Source organism: Gemmiger sp. An120, assembly GCF_002160955.1.
Taxonomy (GTDB): Bacteria; Bacillota; Clostridia; order Oscillospirales; family Ruminococcaceae; genus Gemmiger_A; species Gemmiger_A avium.
Genome location: NZ_NFLN01000007.1, coordinates 76,281 through 92,631, shown reverse-complemented (window position 1 = coordinate 92,631; position 16,351 = coordinate 76,281). Strand labels below are relative to the sequence as shown.

Annotated in this window: 17 protein-coding genes; 16 read left to right on the top strand and 1 reads right to left on the bottom strand. The window is 57.8% G+C overall.

Annotated elements, in window-relative coordinates; translation table 11 throughout:
* Positions 1-92 precede the first annotated feature (92 nt).
* Positions 93-830, top strand: coding sequence for an NAD(P)H-hydrate epimerase (locus tag B5E65_RS07910; protein WP_158098542.1), 738 nt, complete (start codon positions 93-95; stop codon positions 828-830).
* Between the two features lie 64 nt (positions 831-894).
* Here B5E65_RS07910 and B5E65_RS07905 read toward each other — a convergent pair whose 3' ends face one another.
* Positions 895-2,133 (bottom strand): AfsR/SARP family transcriptional regulator, encoded by a 1,239-nt coding sequence (locus tag B5E65_RS07905; RefSeq protein WP_087171227.1) that lies wholly within the window; start codon positions 2,131-2,133, stop codon positions 895-897.
* Positions 2,134-2,540: 407 nt separating this feature from the next.
* Between B5E65_RS07905 and B5E65_RS07900 the strand changes: the two genes are divergently transcribed.
* From B5E65_RS07900 to B5E65_RS07830, 15 genes are all read left to right on the top strand, one after another.
* The gene (locus tag B5E65_RS07900; protein WP_087171226.1) at positions 2,541-3,050 is read left to right on the top strand and encodes a hypothetical protein; all 510 of its coding nucleotides are present in this window, start codon (positions 2,541-2,543) and stop codon (positions 3,048-3,050) included.
* 27 nt (positions 3,051-3,077) lie between these two features.
* Complete coding sequence (locus B5E65_RS07895) at positions 3,078-6,551, top strand: DUF7604 domain-containing protein (protein WP_087171225.1); 3,474 nt, start codon at positions 3,078-3,080, stop codon at positions 6,549-6,551.
* 27 nt (positions 6,552-6,578) lie between these two features.
* Entirely contained in the window at positions 6,579-7,136 is a 558-nt protein-coding gene (locus B5E65_RS07890) for a hypothetical protein (RefSeq protein WP_087171224.1), read from the top strand.
* Between the two features lie 26 nt (positions 7,137-7,162).
* Positions 7,163-7,702: a signal peptidase I gene (locus B5E65_RS07885; RefSeq protein ID WP_087171223.1), complete on the top strand. Its 540-nt coding sequence runs from the start codon at positions 7,163-7,165 to the stop codon at positions 7,700-7,702.
* Between the two features lie 178 nt (positions 7,703-7,880).
* On the top strand, positions 7,881-8,468 hold the full coding sequence (locus B5E65_RS07880) for a SipW-dependent-type signal peptide-containing protein (protein ID WP_087171222.1): 588 nt from the start codon (positions 7,881-7,883) through the stop codon (positions 8,466-8,468).
* Positions 8,469-8,601: 133 nt separating this feature from the next.
* On the top strand, positions 8,602-9,489 hold the full coding sequence (locus B5E65_RS07875) for a SipW-dependent-type signal peptide-containing protein (protein WP_087171221.1): 888 nt from the start codon (positions 8,602-8,604) through the stop codon (positions 9,487-9,489).
* Between the two features lie 65 nt (positions 9,490-9,554).
* Positions 9,555-10,052: a signal peptidase I gene (locus B5E65_RS07870; RefSeq protein WP_087171220.1), complete on the top strand. Its 498-nt coding sequence runs from the start codon at positions 9,555-9,557 to the stop codon at positions 10,050-10,052.
* Entirely contained in the window at positions 10,049-10,756 is a 708-nt protein-coding gene (locus B5E65_RS07865; protein ID WP_143402989.1) for a hypothetical protein, read from the top strand. Before B5E65_RS07870 ends, B5E65_RS07865 begins: the two co-directional genes overlap by 4 nt.
* Positions 10,757-10,783: 27 nt before the next feature.
* Entirely contained in the window at positions 10,784-11,545 is a 762-nt protein-coding gene (locus B5E65_RS07860; protein WP_087171218.1) for an LPXTG cell wall anchor domain-containing protein, read from the top strand.
* Between the two features lie 6 nt (positions 11,546-11,551).
* Complete coding sequence (locus B5E65_RS07855) at positions 11,552-12,550, top strand: hypothetical protein (RefSeq protein WP_087171217.1); 999 nt, start codon at positions 11,552-11,554, stop codon at positions 12,548-12,550.
* Positions 12,551-12,783: 233 nt separating this feature from the next.
* A complete protein-coding gene (locus B5E65_RS07850; protein WP_087171216.1) occupies positions 12,784-13,581 on the top strand; it encodes a class B sortase in 798 nt (265 codons plus the stop codon).
* 274 nt (positions 13,582-13,855) lie between these two features.
* On the top strand, positions 13,856-14,380 hold the full coding sequence (locus B5E65_RS07845; protein ID WP_204655379.1) for an RNA polymerase sigma factor: 525 nt from the start codon (positions 13,856-13,858) through the stop codon (positions 14,378-14,380).
* Position 14,381: 1 nt separating this feature from the next.
* Positions 14,382-14,882, top strand: a complete 501-nt coding sequence (locus tag B5E65_RS07840) for an anti-sigma factor family protein (RefSeq protein ID WP_087171215.1) — start codon at positions 14,382-14,384, stop codon at positions 14,880-14,882.
* Positions 14,883-14,890: 8 nt separating this feature from the next.
* Positions 14,891-15,427, top strand: a complete 537-nt coding sequence (locus B5E65_RS07835) for a hypothetical protein (protein ID WP_087171214.1) — start codon at positions 14,891-14,893, stop codon at positions 15,425-15,427.
* Positions 15,428-15,440: 13 nt separating this feature from the next.
* Positions 15,441-16,226, top strand: coding sequence for a hypothetical protein (locus B5E65_RS07830; protein WP_087171213.1), 786 nt, complete (start codon positions 15,441-15,443; stop codon positions 16,224-16,226).
* Positions 16,227-16,351 lie beyond the last annotated feature (125 nt).

The following is a 16,351-nucleotide window of genomic DNA, read 5'->3' as shown; positions in this document are numbered from 1 at the left end:
CCTCCGGCCCGCCGGATTTTGCAAGGATGTACGGGCGGGTGGACGGAATTTGTTTGTCTGTGTATACGGAAAGAAAAAGGAGAGGGATTTTCATGCAGCCCATTCTTTCGGTGGAGACCATGCGGGCCAGCGACGCCTGGACCATCGCCAACCGGGTGCCCGGTCTGACCCTGATGGCCCGGGCGGCCCGGGGGATTTTCCGGGCGGCGGACTGGCCCGCCGGCACCGCTATTGTGATCGGCCCCGGCAACAACGGCGGGGACGGCGCGGCTCTGGCCTGCCTGCTGGCCCGGGCGGGCATACCCTGCACAATCTACCGCCTGTCCGACAAGGCCAGCCCGGACAACGCCCATTACCTGGCCCGGGCCGAAACGCTGGGTGTGCCCATCCTGCCCTTTGCCGGGCGGGAAGCGGAACTGGCCGCCGCCCCGGCGGTGGCGGACTGCGTGCTGGGCACCGGGTTTTCCGGCCCGCTGCGGGGCGCGGCCCGGCAGGCGGTGGAATGGATCAACCGGGCCGGCGAAAACGGCGCCTTTGTGGTCAGCGCCGACATCAACAGCGGCCTGAACGGGGATACCGGCGCCGCCGATCTGGCGGTGGTCTCCGACCTGACCGTCTCCATTGGCTTTTACAAGACCGGGCTGTTCCGGGGCGATGCGTCCCGGTATATCCGCCGCCTGGTCAATGTGGATATCGGGATCACGCAGCAGGGTCCTGCCGCTGCGTTTCTTGCCCCGCCGGGTGCACAGCCCGGCCCGGGGCAGATCGCCTGTCCGTCCGGCTGCCGGTGGGACAGCCTGCCCGCCGCCGACGATCCGGACGATATTTGAACAAAAACCAAACGCCGCCCGCGGACACCTGTCCGCGGGCGGCGTTGTTTGCCGGTATGTACCGTTATTCTTCAATGGGGTGCCAGATGCGGCTGTCGTCCAGATCCAGCTCGGCGGTGCCCACCGCATGCAGCGTGTGCCGGAAGCTCACGCCCCAGGCCGCGTCCTCCTTGTACTTGCGCACGATACGCCGGTCCACCAGGTCGCAGTTTTCCCGGTTGGTGCCCATCAGGATCACCAGGAACCGGTCCCGCCCGTACTGGGTGAACACGTCGCCCCGGCGCAGGCTGCAACTGATCGCCGTTTTCAGCTTCGGGGCTGCCTGGGCCGCTTTCTGCGCGTCCTCCAGCACCTGCCCGTGAGAGTCGGTCAGCCAGTACAGCAGCAGATAGGCGCTCTGGCCGGTGCGCTCCAGCATCCGGCTGCAGGTGCGGTACACATCAATGAAACTAGGGTAACTGCAGTAGTACGCGCCCCGGGCGGGTTCATCCTCCTGCAGCTGGTCGGTCAGCTCATGCACCGTCTCGTAGCTTACCAGCCCGGCCCGGCTCAGCTGATGGAACCGCTGTACCAGCGCGTCGCTGGGTTTGGCCACAAATTCCTCTTCCAGCTCCCGCACCGCCTGGTCGTATACCGCCTTGGCCTCCTGGTACTGCTCCATCTTCATCAGGCAGTCGATCCGCAGGCATTGCCACTCTTCCAGGTGATGCAGCGCCGCCGCCCGGGTAGCCACCGTGAGCAGCTCTTCCCACTGGCCGCGCTCTTTCATGATCTCGGCCAGCTGCTGCACACAGTCAAAATACCGCTGCCGGTAATGGGCCGCCGCCACGGTGGCCCAGTCGCTGCCCGCCAGATGGGGCAGAAAATCCCCGGTGTACAGGCTTTCCGCCTCCAGCAGGCAGGCCAGCTTTTCATCCTGAGTGCCGGCGGTGCTGGCTTTGTCCAGCCATTCGTCAAAAACGGTCACATCCAGCCATACCGGCTTGGGGGCCGCAAAATAATAGCGCTTGCTCTTGGCACGCACTGTGAATTCCGGCGGCAGACCCGCTTTAACCAGGATCCGCCGCAGATTGGATACGGTCACTTTTAAGTTATTCAAAGGGTCGGCGCTGGTATCGTCGCAGAACAGCGAATCCACAAGTGCTTCCCGGGCCATGCCACGCTCGCCCCGGTACAACAAAAGCTGCAGAACCCGCATGGCCTTGGTGGACAGGCTGTTTTTCAGCGGCAGTACCTGCCCCTGGTAGGTCATGGTGAAATCCCCCAGCATGCGAACCTGTAATGCCGGAACAGCTTCGCTCATCAGAATCCTCCTCCTTTTCCGCACGACCGCGTTGTGCGATGACCGGCGGATCAGGGGCCTTCCGCTCTGCAGGCCCCACTGGCGATAAGATTTACTATATATAACTATACCCGCATCTTTTCCGTTTGACAAGTGCGGAAAATGCGGACAATTGTCACTTTTGTGGCTTTTTTGCAGCCTTCTTCCAAAATCGCGGCAAATAAAAGTGTCGATTTTGAGGTTAAGTGTAAGAATCTATAAGAATATTAATCTTTTTGAAAAAATTAACCTCCCGCTTAACCCTCGTATGGCATACTAAGGGCGTCCTTCCGGAGAATATGTCCGAGATAAAAAATCGGGCTTGCGTTTTTAACCGAATTGTTAACCGGTATGTGGCATACTTTTATCATGTAAAGGGAGGGGGCGAGGTGTCAGTGCAGATACACGGGATCCATGCCGCGGCGCCAAACCTGTGCAGCGTGTGTGTGGACAGCGTCCTGAACGGCGAATGCATCGGGCGGCTGTTCCACTATTACACAGACCAGGCAATCCCGTTTCGCAGCCGGTTTCAGCTGCTGGCCTGCATCGACGATCTGTGCGACAGGATCGGGTATCCGCAAGCCGCACAGCGGCCCCGCAGTTTCAGACGCGGTCAACCTGCTGCCCCAACAGAGAAAGAGGTGGAACGTCGGATGAGCAAAGAGGAGCTTTCCGGTCAGAAAGGCCGCATGGCCACCTTTGTAGTTCATGTAATGCACCGACAGAACGCCACCTGGCAGGGCACGGTGGTCTGGGCGGAAAAAAACCAGAAAGCAAGTTTCCGCAGCGCGCTGGAACTTATAAAATTGATGGACAGCGCTGTGGAAGAATCGCTGCCCGATCCTGATACCCCGCAAGAACTATCCGAAGAAAACCACGACTCGTTCGTCCAAGAATAACCAAATCCGTGTAGGGAGGCAAAGACCATGAAACACAACCTGTTCAGCCGATTCACCAGTGTTCTGCTGGCCGTCGTTCTGCTGGCCGGTGTGATGAGCACGCCGATCCTGGCCACCGACAGTGGTGTGCCTGTATCGACCCCTGCCGTCACCGAGACGACCCCGACCGACAGCACCACGCCGGAAAATACCCCGGCCGTGATTGCCGAGCCGACCGCGGAACCCACCGCCGAGCCCACTGCAGAGCCGACGGCGGAACCCACTGCGGAACCCTCTGCGGAACCGACCGCGGAGCCTTCTGCTGAGCCCAGCGCGGAACCTTCTGCCGAACCCAGCGCTGAGCCTTCTGCTGAGCCCAGTGCGGAGCCCAGTGCGGAACCTTCTGCCGAGCCCAGCGCTGAGCCTTCTGCTGAGCCCAGTGCGGAACCCTCCACCGAGCCCACCGCCACCCCGGAAGAGGGAGCGGAGGCCGTGGACGGCCGGACCCTTCTGGATGACCTGATGGCGATCGAGAGCGATGAAGAATTCCTGGCTGCGGTGCAGGCTCTGACCGAAGAGCAGACCGCCGCCCTGGCCGCCTTGGGCGAGGAGGCCCTGGCGGACTACAACGCCCGTCTGGCCGCCCTGAAAGGCGAGGAGATCGAGGACGAGATCACCCCCGAGGCCCCCCTGGGCAGCAACCGTACCGCGGAGGTCAAGGATGCCACCGGCAATACGGTCGCTACCGTGACGGTGGAGTATGACGCAGGCGTGCTTCCCGAGGATGCTGTCCTGGTGGCCGAACTGCTCACCGGCGAGGCCGAAGCCGCCGCCCAGGCGGAACTGGACGCCGCCGGTGTGGAATACGACGGTTACCTGGCCCTGGACATTCACTTTGTGAACGCCGAGGGCAACGAAGTCGAGCCCCAGGGCGAAGTGCGCGTGGTCATGGTGGCCCCCGCCATCCTGCCCGAGAACGCCGACCCCACCACCCTGGCCGTACAGCACCATGCCGAGGATGCCAACGGCAATGTGACCGTGGAGCAGGTGGCCGCCGCCACCACCCTGACCCAGCCCGTAAACGAGCTGCCCGCCGCCGACGTCACCGGCGTGGCCGCCACCGCCAGCGACGTGACCGCCGCCTTTGATGTGGATAGCTTCTCCAAGTTTACAATTACTTGGGAAGGCAAGACGTATTCTTCTTGGAAAAATTTTAAGATAGAGTTTGAGATTGTTGACACAGAAGGAAATCATCTGGAAGTTCCTGCTGGCGAGACCTTGTCAATTTCTTATGGAAGGGAAACAACCAGCAAAATCCGTTTTGTTGATAAACTTACGGAGATCGGTTTGGATGCATTCACTGTAGGGGAAGATGAGTATTTATTCCAAAGTGCTGTCTATGTTGATAAGAATGGAGATGCTCATCCGGTTAGTCATTTTGCTATTATTAAAGACGGCGGTGGGTTTGTAGGCAGCCCTAGCCACAAACTTCGCCTGTATGATAGTGTGTATAATCATGATACTACAGGGTACTACACTTTGGATGGCGATGCGGCCAATGTCCAACTCATTTATCGGAACGCAGATGATGGCGATGTTGGACATGTGAATACTGAAGCTGAACTTGAGAGATCAAAGCGCTTGGATAAAAACTCGGATGGGACTTATAATTTGGAGCTTGCGCTTTCGGGCGAGGTGGGGAGTATCACCGACCCGGCAAAAGCTGATGTCATCTTTGTGGTCGACGTATCAGGAAGCATGAGCGATCCAATGGGTAATGTTTCCCGTATCACTGCTGTTGGCAATGCGGTCAGTAAGCTTGTAACGAGCATGGAGTCAAACTCCAAAATGGATGTTCGCTACGCTTTGGTTCATTTTAGTGATACGCTTACTACGGCTACAAATTATTATCGTGACGCGGTACAGACTTGTTACTGGACTAAAAACGGGCAGGAAATCATTGATAACACTGTGCAGAGAGTAACAGGGGGAACCAACTATCAGGCTGGTATCCTGCAAGCACGTGCCTTGTTACTGAATGCACGCCCTGATGCGCAAAAATATGTTATTTTCCTTTCGGATGGTGCGCCTACGTTCTACTACAATAGCAATGGCGAGCAAAAGGGACCGGGAGGGAGTACCAACGACGATTGTATCAACGGAGCGACCAGCGAAGCTGGGAAACTTACAAATTTGAATGGTTTCTTTAGTATTCGTGTCGGCAATGAAACAGATGCGGACCGCATTCTTCAAAGTGTTTGCGATGCAGCTTATTCTGCTTCTGTTGGTGCTTCCCGAGAAAACTTCAAGAACTTTACTGCTACAGATACCACAGAGTTGGAAAGTGTTTTTGAGAAAATTCAGGGCAATGTTACCCATTTGTTGTGCAACAATGTGGCTGTAACAGATACTTTGAGTGATTATGTCCAGCCTGTCGTGGATGCATCGCCGTCGCTTGTTGTTACGAACAAAAACGGTGAAGTAGTGTCTGTTGATCAAAGCAAGGCTTGGGTCAGCTATGAGGAAACTACCAAAACGCTCAAGATCAATTTCGCCCCCGAATATGAGCTGGAAGCCGGTTACACCTATAAGGCAACTCTTAAGGTAGAACCTACTGCAAAAGCGTATGAGGAGTATGCCGACAGCGGCTATCCGAATGTTAGCGACGCCAATACTGGTACGCATCAAAGCAGCGAAGGCTTCTATTCCAATGGTGAGGCCAAAATCACATACGCCTATAATGGTGTGAATCAGACCAATTATTTCCCGAAACCGGTCGTACAGGTAGACCCCCAAACCCTGACCATTGAAAAAACGGTGATTGGTTTGGAGGGTGATGCTCTCAATACACTCAAAAACCAGCTTGTTTTTGCAGTAACGGTAAACGGAAGCACCACCAATTATACCTTGTCTGAATTTACCGTCACTCAGAACACAACGAACAAGGAAACCAAGTATAAGTTGGAGATTCCTGGGTTGATGCCTGGAGCAACTTACAGCATCACAGAGACTGGTTACGATATGCCCCTTTACGATGAAAGTATTGCCCCTGCTAACACTTGCGCGGGAACCATCGCTAAGGGAGAGAATACGGCTTCTTTTATCAACACCTATACACCGTCGGTTGGCAGTCTGACCATCACCAAGAAGTTGCAGGATAGCAACGGCAATAATGCTCCTGCGGCAAGCAATGTCACCTTCCTGTTCCAGATCAGCGGCGGCGGCAAGACCTACAACGTCGGCGTGACGGTGAACGAGAATGCAAGCACCGGCACCGCCACCATCAACAATCTGCCGGCGGGTAATTACACCGTTACGGAGATTTTGGTTCCCACCGGGTATACCAAGGACAGCAGCAATCCCGCGGATGGCGAGGTTACAGTTTCCGGCGATACCGGTAAGATTACGTTCACCAACACTGTTACCGGCGGTGACGACTTCACCAAGGATGATGGCATGGTGATCAACCAGTTTACTTGTGACAGTGAGGGTAACTGGACCTGGAACAAGAAGACTTCCTGACAAAATCAGTAGAAAGGAGAGAGAAACATGAAACGTAAATCGATTATTACCTTGTTGCTTTCCGTTCTGCTGATAGCGGTGGTGCTGGTTGGCGGCACGCTGGCCTATCTGGTGGCAGAAGGCGATCTGGTCATCAACAGCTTCGCCCTGGCCGATGTCAACACAGAGATCGAGGAGCCGGTGGATAACAAAGACGCCAGCGCTAAGACCCCCTATGTGGTCAACTATGGCGCCTCCGAGGTCTATGTGCGGGCCCGCGCCGTGGTGGTCACCCGGGATGGTTCTCCCGTTCCGGTCACCGAGGGCGACATGACCATTCGCTATAACACTACGGCGACCTTTGCAACCGGCGAGTTCGGGCCGCAGCAAAACGTTTGGTGGACGGATACCGGTGCCTATTGGCAGCCGAATGACGACGGCTGGTACTATTACACCGTTTCCCTGACGCAAAACCAGCAGACCGAGCCCCTGTTCGACGGCGTTGAGAACATCTCGGCGGACGAAAGCGCGCTGTTCGACATCTATGTCTACCACGAGAGCGTGTTGGCAAGCGCCGAAGCGAACGGTCCGGAAGCGTTCAACTGATCCCAGGCAACCAGGAGCAAAACTGAATGATCGTTAAAAAAATCTGCAATTTTCTATCCACGGTGGTGCTGCTGTTGCTGGCGGCGGTGGCGGCCATCATCCTGGTGCCCATGCTGTTGGGCTACAAGGAGATGGCCGTGCTCACCGGCAGTATGGAGCCCAACATCCCGGTAGGCAGCCTGATCTATGTGAAGCCGCTGGATGATCCTGCGGTGCTGCAGCCCGGCGATGTGTGCACCTACCTGCTTAAAGACGGTGAAACGATGGTCACCCACCGGGTGGTCAGCGTTGACCCGGAGACGAGTACTCTGATCACCAAGGGTGACGCCAACGAGGTGGAGGATGGTCCAGTGGCGTTCAGCCAGGTCTTTGGCGAAACCAAGTTCCATCTGCCGTATCTCGGCTATATCGCCATGAACATCAAAACACCCACCGGTATCATGGTGGTGTGCGGTGTGCTCGTGGTGGTGATTCTGCTCAACTTCATCCCGGCCATTATCGACGCGGGTGAGGAAGACAAGAAGAAAGCCCTGCAGGCCGCCGAATCTTCCGAAAAGGAAGAATAATCGCAAAAGAGCGGAGAAAATATCAAATTCATACGATGCTTTAACCGCTTTTTTATCCTCCTTCCGGTAAACTGAATTACAGGAGACCGGAAGGAATTCCCCCGGCGGCGCGGCCGCCAACCCGAATGTATCCTAAGGCGCAAGGTGCGTCTAAAAAACAAGAAGAGGAGATTTCATCATGAAAAAGAAAAACGTACTTATGATGGCCCTGTCCCTGTGCCTGGTCGCCGTGATCGCCGTTGGCGGCACCCTGGCTTACCTGTCCGACACGGATGGCGCTGTCACCAACACCTTCCAGTTTGCTGCGGGGATTGATGTTACCCTGTCTGAGGATCAGCCGGTACCTGTCAAGAATGAAACGATCACCCCGAATAGTGACAAGGGCTATGATTACACCAATGTCGTACCTGGACAGGACCTGAACAAGGCTCCCAAGCTGACCGTCACCACCGCTGTGGACGCCTATGTCTTTGCCCGCGTGACTGTTGGCGCGAACATGACTCTGGGTGCTATTACTGAGGGTTGGCTCCCGGTGGAAGACCAGACCAATGTTTGGTACAAAGCTGTGACTGGCCAGGAAAGTGTGCGGGATCTGGGCACTCTGTTCACCAAAGTCACTGTTGCGGATATGGACCTGAGCGAAGTTACTGGTGAAGAGCTGGGTGATATCAAGATCGAGGTTGCCGCTGTACAGCAGTCCGGTTTCGCGGATGCTGAGGCTGCTTACGCTGCGGCTGTCGAGGATAACGTGTTCCAGGCTGCCTGATTCTGACGCAAAATTGTTCAATTTGAATCCTTGCATTTTCCCCGGCCCACAATGGCCGGGCCGGGGAACCTTTATTAAGGAACGCGCCTGCGGGTATGCAGGCATTTAGCAAATAAAAACGAGGTACTTAATCATGAAGAAGCGTAATCTCCTGGTAGCAGCTCTGAGCCTGTGCCTGGTCGCGGTCATCGCTGTGGGTGGCACTCTGGCCTACTTCACCGATCAGACCCAGACCATGACCAACACCTTCACCAGCGGTGAGGTGGACATCGTTCTGTGGGAATCCGGCGATCCTGATGGCGACGGCAATCCCGAAATCCTGGACAACACCACCATCGGCGGCCATGGCGACCGCACCTACACCGGCATCAAGTTCGACGATATCGTCCCCGGTGATGTTCTGGACAAGAACATGAACATCAGCGTTTCTGACAACTCTGTTTTCAGCTATGTGGCTGTTCATCTGTGGGTCGAGGGCGAGGGCCTGACCGACGAGCAGAATGCTCTGGCCTATGAGCTGATCGAGAACGCTGTGACCCGTCGCCCTGTGAAATGCGCGGGCATCCCTGCCACCCCGGAAGAAAATGTCTTCACCGAGCCCACCACCACCACCCCGTCCTGGACCGCTTTCCGTCTGGAGGACGGCTCCTTCCTGCTGGTTGCCAGCGGCAAGAAGCAGGGCCTGGCTGATACCGATGGCGACGGCAAAAACGAGTCCATCACCGCTCCGCTGAACCAGGTCCCCGCCGGCATCACCCTGAATGTCTTCGACCGCGTCTTCATTGGCGAGCCCAACCGCATGGGCAACGGCGCTGAGCCCGATACTTACGGCAACGAGCTGGCCGGCCTGAACTTCCAGCTGAAGACCCAGGCGTTTGCTATCCAGGCTGAGCATCTGCCTGAGATGGACGGTTCTTCCTGGACCTATTTTGCCGATATGGTCGTTGATGCTTGCAACAACGGCACTGAGGACAAGGTCTTCGAGAGCTACAAGGATGACGCTCCCTTCAACAACAAGTAAGATCTCCCTTTGAGGACCTGCTGGTCCTTTAGACGGTAGAAAGCAACAGGAGGCGCGCAGGTCGGATGAAAAGCAGAATCTGCAGTGTGCTTGCCACGCTGCTTATGCTGGCCTTGCTGGCCTGCGCCCTCCTTCATACCGTTCCAAAATTATTCGGATATCAAATTTACAGCGTACTTACCCCCAGCATGACCCCCGCCCTGCCTGTGGGCTGTGCGGTCTATGTAAAGGCCTGCGATCCCGCCGCGCTGCAAGCCGGTGATATCGTGACCTACTCCAAGGGAACAGGCAGTGATCTTTCTGAAACCCACCGTGTGGTTTCCAACGATGTGGACAGTGGAAAGCTGACCACCAAAGGCGACGCCAACGCCGGGGAGGATATATACCCCGTGCTATACAGCCAGGTTTTGGGCGTCGTTACATTCTCCGTTCCATGCCTGGGCGCCGCCGCCATGGCTTTACAATCGCCCGGCGGCATCGCTGTTTGCATAGTGATCTTCGCCCTGGCATTCCTTTTGTGGGCACTTGCAGACAAGTTCAAGAAAAGGGAGAGTTTCAAGTGAAGAAAAGATACATTTTAATGGCTGTCACTGCCGCTCTCGTGTTTGCAGTGGCCGCGGGCGGCACATTGGCCGCACAGCAGGCGCAGGGAACCACCGCTGTGGGTGCATCCCTTGAAGCGCCGAGGCTTTCCATCCTCTGGAACAGTTTCCGTCCTATGAGCGATGGGGCTGTGGATCTGAGCGACGTTTCTCCGGGCGGCTATCGATCGCTGGATGAAACGTATAGTGTGTATAACCAGGGCAACGTGCCTGCCTATGTGCGCGTTACCGTTACAAAATATTGGGGTGAGCCGACGGGCGAGGTTGACGAGTACGGTTTCCCGCTTTATGAAAAGCGGACCGACCTGGATTCTTCGCTGGTGACCCTGAATCCCGCTGAAAATGACGGTTGGATGAGTGCCCGGAAGGTTGATGACGCCTTTGGCGGCTTCTTCTCTGGCCGCACCAAGAGCGAGACCCAGGTGTTCTATTTCAGCGCTCCGCTGCAGCCGGGTGAACAGACTGGCCATCTGCTGGAATCCCTGGAATTGGCCACTAACGCAAATAACGATTATGCCAACAAGGGTATCATCCTGGAGGCCGAGGCCGAAGGCGTACAGTTTGTAAAAGGTGACAACGAGCTGAACAAAGCGGGTATCCTGTCCGCTTGGGGCGTTAACGTGGAACTGGATGAAAACGGCAACATTGTGAGCATTTCGGACTGAGCACAGCGGAAAGACAGGTGAAATACGATGACAAAACGTTTGTTTGCCCTTGTGCTGGTGCTGAGCCTGGCTCTGGTGGCAGCCCTTGGCTGCTACGCGGACAGCAGCGTTTCCGTTACCTATGACGGCAGCACTGAACTCAAGGTTTCCTCTTCGGACCTGACGGGTTTCGAGTACATGATGCCCGGCGTAGAGAGCTCCGGCAGCTTTGACCTTGTGAATAACAGCAATGCATCGGTGAACTTTTATATGTCCACCAAGGTGTTGCAGACCCTTCTGAATGAAGAAAGTGGTTCGCAGGACACCGGTTACCGGGTGACCATGCTGGTGAATGACCAGGTAATCTTCGGTAACACGGCTGATCAGACAACCCGTGCCGATGAAGAGACGGGTACTCTGGTAGGCGGTCAGGGCACTGCTGAGTTGGCTGTGCTGAACGAGGCGGATGTACTGGGCACCGACTATGTGCTGGTAGCTACACTGGATCCCCATAGTTCTGCGGTGTTGGAGCTGCGCATCAAGCCGGACGCCACCGGTACAGATTTTACCTACATGGAGGCCATGGGCGGAATCAGCTTTGAGTTCCGTGCCGAGGAAGTCACTCCCATCAATCGTACTGAGACAGTGTATGAGAAAGGGAAGGACATTGTCGTTACTCAGACCCGGTATTGGCTGAATGGTGTGCGGACGGGTGATCCCATGGCTTTTGCCCCGCTGGTAGGTGTGCTGGCTCTGGCTGTTCTGGTGTTTATCCTGGCGGCTAAAAAGAAGAAAAAGAAGGAGGAGTGAGCAGCCATGCGGAAAGCTTTTATGAAACGCTTTGCGGCGGTGCTGATGGCTCTGTGCATGCTGGCCGCCCTCCCTGTTGCCACTGCATTTGCAGCAGATGATACCGGTTATGTGGTAACCTTCCGGGCTGGTGAGCACGGTTCCTTTACCGATGAGTACATTACCTATCTTCAGGAAAACTATGATACAGATGAAGAAAAGAATGTCTATGTAAATGCTGACAAGACGGTAGTTGCCGTGCTGGTTACAAGTGATAAAACGGCGCCGAATGCCCCCACTCCCAACAGCACGCTGGTTACCGGCACTGACAGCAACTATACTGTGACCACTGCGGTGGGTACCGATACAGGCTATGTAGCGGGGTCTGCTGTGACCGCGGATTACGACTTTGTTGCTGAGTATGCGCTGAAAGGCGACCGTAACGAAGGCAGTTACCTGGTGCAGTATCTGCGGCAGGGGACAGACGAAGAAGTAGCCCCCAGTGTACGCGGTACAGCTACGGTTGGCCTGCCTTTGACCCTGACTGCTATTGCGGTAGATGAGTTTACTGTGGTAGGCAGTGCGGTGCAGACCCAGGAAATTCTGGAAGACGGGCAGACGGTTTTCACTTTCTATTACACCCAGAATGTACACGTAAACACAGTGACCGAATATGTGAACGGTGACGTGGTTGTGAATTACAACGACGTGAACCTGGTGGGCGGCGCTGGTGTTGTTGGCGGCGGTGATGGCGGCGCTGGTGACGGCGGCGCTGGTGACGGCGGCGAGGAGATCCCCGACGAGGAGACCCCGCAGGCCGGCGGTGAGGACATCCCGGACGAGAGCACTCCGCAGGCTGGCGGCGAGGAGATCCCCGACGAGAGCACCCCGGAGGCCGGTGGTGAGACTGCCCAGGCAGGCGTGAGCATGCCGATGGTTATCGGCGGCGTTGTGGGCCTGCTGGCGATCCTGCTGATCGTGCTGGTGGCTCTGCGCAAGCGCAAGGGCGGCCAGGAGGAAGAGTAAACCGCTGCGGTGATCCTTCCCAAAAGGCATAGAGCGATTCACAGATAAAACGGGCCCCGGCGCGGCAACGCCGGGGCCCGTTTTTGGCTGCTGCCGGGAAAACAGGCTTGCCAGCGGCCGGGCCGCGGGCGTATACTGAAACTATAAACGTGTACGCATTCTGCTGCCGCAGGCGGGCGAGGGCACAGGGCAGCGACGCTGACAAACGCATACAGAGAGGAACGCAAAACCCGATGGAAAAGAACGACAAGAAAAAATCCGGCCGCAGTGACCGATTCTGGCTGTTTGTGCAGATCGCGGCGGGGCTGGTGGCCCTGGGCGCGCTGGGCGTGATGGTATGGACCTGGTGGGGATACCGGCAGAGCGCCCGGACCTTTGATGAGATGCAGCAGCAGTACACCGCCCCGGCCAGCACTTCGGAAGAAGAGGGGCCCGCGCTGTTGGATGTGGACTTTGACGCGCTGCGCCAGGACTGGCCCGATGTGGTGGGCTGGATTCAGTGGCCGCTGATGAATATTGATTTTCCCATTGTACATGGGCGCACCAACACCCAGTATCTGCGCACTTTGCCGGACGGCACCTGGAACAACGGCGGCAGCATCTTTCTGGAGGCAAACAACGAGGGGATCCTGGACTGGCATGCCATCGTGTACGGCCACAATATGAAGGACGGCTCCATGTTCGGACAGCTGAAAAGCTATTTGGAGGAATCCTTTTTCCTGGAAAACGGGGGAGAGGCCTCCTTCATCCTCTACACGCCGGAGGGGATCTGGCAGTATGATGTGTTCTCCATTGAAAAGGTGCTGAGCACCGATCCGGGCGTATACATGGTGGGCTATCTGCCCGGCGAGGATTTTACCGCCTTTGTGCAGGGGATGAAAGACCGCTCCCTCTATGACATGGGGGTTGAGGTGGACGGCACAAAGCCGGTGATGACCCTGTCCACCTGCAATACGGTGGGGGCGGCCCAGGGCAACCGGGTGGTCATGCACGCGGTGCAGGGCGAGCGCCTGGACAGCGAAAAAGGCTGAGACATATATTGTCCCCGGACCGTTCCCGACTGCGGGCGTATAGGGCAAACAACAGGCCCGTTGGCGTTTTTGGCGCCGGCGGGCTTGTTTGGTTTGGCTGCGAAAGGCCCGGGCGGGACGGCGGAGAGAACGGGAAGAACGGCAGCGGGCAGCCTGCTTTCCGTGCGCTGGCATACCGGGAAAAATTTCCGCAGAAAAATCGTACAGAGATGAAGAAAGGCAAACCGCCCGCTCGTAGTATAAGCAGAACGGAACAAACGAGGGGAGGGGCTGGATGACAAACGCAGAATTTTCCAAGCTGGTCGGCCAGTACCAGGCCCTCGTGTATACCGTTTGTTACCAGCTGGTACAGGATCATCAGACGGCGCAGGATCTGGCGCAGGAGACCTTTCTGGCCGCCTACACCCACATGGACGCCTGCCCGCCGGAGCACTACAAGCCCTGGCTGGCCCGCATTGCGGCCAACAAGGCAAAAGACCACCTGAAAAGCGCCTGGTGCCGCAAGGTGGGTCTGCCCGGAGAGGATGCCATGCCGGAAACGCCCCGGCCCGGGGCGCCGCCGGGCCCCCAAAGCCCGGAACAGGCGGCGGTGGACCGGGACGAAGCCGCGGCCATCGCGGACCTGGTGCGGGGGCTGCGTCAGCCCTATGGTCCGGTGGCACGGATGTACTTTTTGGAAGAACGCACCGTGGACGAGATCGCGTCGGCGCTGGGCCGGCCGGTCAAGACCGTACATACCCAGCTTTACCGCGCGCGGCAGATGCTGCAGCGGCAGATCCAGGAAAGGGGGAACAGCTGAGATGTCACAGGAATTGTTTTTGGAAAACGGCCATCTGAGCGATGCCGGGCTCGCCGCGCTGCGGGACGGCCAGCTGGATGAACTGGCCCGTCTGGAAGCTGCCGAACACCTGAGCTTCTGCGACGCATGCCTGGACCGGTACCTGGCCCTGGCGGAGCCGGTGCAGATCCAGCCGCCCGAGGATTTGACCCTGCCGGTCATGCGCCGCATCCGGCAGCGGATTGCCCGGGTGGTGATGAACCGGTACGCGGTGGCCGCGGCGGCGGTGGTACTGGCGTTTGGGCTGTGGGGCGGCGGCGTATTCGGCCGCATCACCCAGAAGCCCGACTGGCGGCAGGATGTGCCGGATGAACGGACCCACTGGGAGATCAGCGATTCGCTGAACCAGATGTTCGGCGCATTCGGCAACGCGGCCGACCATCTGCTGGATGCGCTGCATCCGACCTTCGATCAGCCTTCCGGCGCGGCCGACACGCCCGCCGATTCTGTTAAAGGAGAGTGACCCACACCATGAAAAAGAACGGTTTTCTTGTATTTTGCTTCGCTTTTGTGCCCGGCGCGGGCCAGATGTACCAGGGGTACATGAAACGAGGCCTGTCCATGGCCATGCTGCTGGCGGGCTCGGTGGTGCTGACCTGGCTGTTCAGCCCGCTGGGAATGCTGGTTCCGGTGGTCTGGATGTACAGCTTTTTTGATACCTTCAATATCCACTACAACTGCCTGGAAGGTCATCCGCCTGTGGACGACTACATGATGCACCTGGGCGAGGATCAGAATCTGCTGCAGCTGGTCAAGGGACGCAGCACCCTGGTGGGCTGGATTCTGGTGGCGCTGGGCGTATACATGCTGTACACCAACTTTGTGCGGGAGCCGCTGCTGGATCTGGCCATCCAGCTGGGGCTGGAATGGATGATACGCATCCTGTACAATGTGCCGCAGCTGCTGGCCGCGGTGGCGCTGCTGGCGGTAGGCGTCTGGCTGGTGCGCGGGCCCCGGACGGCCCACAGCGACCGGGAGGAAATTCCCCCGTACCGGGGCGAGGAATAAGGAGGCGGACAGCATGGAAGAGCGTTTGAATGAATCGACCATCTGCCCGGAGGAACCGGCCGCTGCGCCGCAGCCTGCGGCGGAACCCCCTGCTGCCCGGCGCGAGCCGCCGCCCCGCCGGGTGGGCAGCTTTACCATGGGCCTGGCCCTGATCGCTGCCGGCCTGTTTATCCTGTGCGTGTATTTTGTGCCGGGATTTCCGGCTGTTGCCGTGCTCAAACTGGCGCCGCTGGTGCTGATCGCGCTGGGCGCGGAGATGCTCTGGCGGGGCCGCCGGGGCGAACGGGTGCGCTACGATCTGGTGAGCATCTTCATCAGCCTGATTCTGCTGGGCGCGGGCTGCGTGGCCTCGCTGATCCCCATGGTGGCGGAATACTACCGGCCCGGGCAGTACGAAGCCGTGCGCCAGCAGGCCGAACAGGAGATAAACGCCTGCCTGGACGGCAGCGAGGTCTACCGGACGGACGTGTATGTAAGCCTGAACGGGGAACTGGGCCTTACCGATGAGCAGGCCCGGCAGGCAGCCCGGGTGAGCTGCGAGATGGAACTGTATGGCCCCTTTGACAGCACAGAGGCGTTTGCCGAAGCCTGCCGGCAGCAGGCCGAGGCGCTGCAGGGGGCGGATCTGGCCAGCCTGTATTTCACCTGGAGCGACGACAGCCAGACCATGACCCTGTGGCTGGATCCGGTGCTGGCGCCGCAGGCCGGCGCAGAGCAGCTGGCGGCCCAGGTACGGGTGGAATCCAACATGACCGACGATGAAATCGGCGTGGATGGGGAAACCTACGAAAACGCCTGAATACAAAACAGAATGCGCCCCGCGCGGAGTTTTCCACGCGGGGCGCTCAGACTGTCGAAAAAGTCTTTTCGACAGTCTGAGCCGCCGTTTTTCCTGCTCTGCGCGCAGAAAAAACGGGAATATTA

Bases quoted from the DNA above. Each gene is read 5' to 3' on its own strand.
- B5E65_RS07910 (WP_158098542.1), top strand. From the start codon at position 93: ATGCAGCCCATTCTTTCGGTGGAGACCATGCGGGCCAGCGACGCCTGG.
- B5E65_RS07905 (WP_087171227.1), bottom strand. From the start codon at position 2,133: ATGAGCGAAGCTGTTCCGGCATTACAGGTTCGCATGCTGGGGGATTTC.
- B5E65_RS07895 (WP_087171225.1), top strand. From the start codon at position 3,078: ATGAAACACAACCTGTTCAGCCGATTCACCAGTGTTCTGCTGGCCGTC.
- B5E65_RS07890 (WP_087171224.1), top strand. From the start codon at position 6,579: ATGAAACGTAAATCGATTATTACCTTGTTGCTTTCCGTTCTGCTGATA.
- B5E65_RS07885 (WP_087171223.1), top strand. From the start codon at position 7,163: ATGATCGTTAAAAAAATCTGCAATTTTCTATCCACGGTGGTGCTGCTG.
- B5E65_RS07880 (WP_087171222.1), top strand. From the start codon at position 7,881: ATGAAAAAGAAAAACGTACTTATGATGGCCCTGTCCCTGTGCCTGGTC.
- B5E65_RS07875 (WP_087171221.1), top strand. From the start codon at position 8,602: ATGAAGAAGCGTAATCTCCTGGTAGCAGCTCTGAGCCTGTGCCTGGTC.
- B5E65_RS07870 (WP_087171220.1), top strand. From the start codon at position 9,555: ATGAAAAGCAGAATCTGCAGTGTGCTTGCCACGCTGCTTATGCTGGCC.
- B5E65_RS07860 (WP_087171218.1), top strand. From the start codon at position 10,784: ATGACAAAACGTTTGTTTGCCCTTGTGCTGGTGCTGAGCCTGGCTCTG.
- B5E65_RS07855 (WP_087171217.1), top strand. From the start codon at position 11,552: ATGCGGAAAGCTTTTATGAAACGCTTTGCGGCGGTGCTGATGGCTCTG.
- B5E65_RS07850 (WP_087171216.1), top strand. From the start codon at position 12,784: ATGGAAAAGAACGACAAGAAAAAATCCGGCCGCAGTGACCGATTCTGG.
- B5E65_RS07845 (WP_204655379.1), top strand. From the start codon at position 13,856: ATGACAAACGCAGAATTTTCCAAGCTGGTCGGCCAGTACCAGGCCCTC.
- B5E65_RS07840 (WP_087171215.1), top strand. From the start codon at position 14,382: ATGTCACAGGAATTGTTTTTGGAAAACGGCCATCTGAGCGATGCCGGG.
- B5E65_RS07835 (WP_087171214.1), top strand. From the start codon at position 14,891: ATGAAAAAGAACGGTTTTCTTGTATTTTGCTTCGCTTTTGTGCCCGGC.
- B5E65_RS07830 (WP_087171213.1), top strand. From the start codon at position 15,441: ATGGAAGAGCGTTTGAATGAATCGACCATCTGCCCGGAGGAACCGGCC.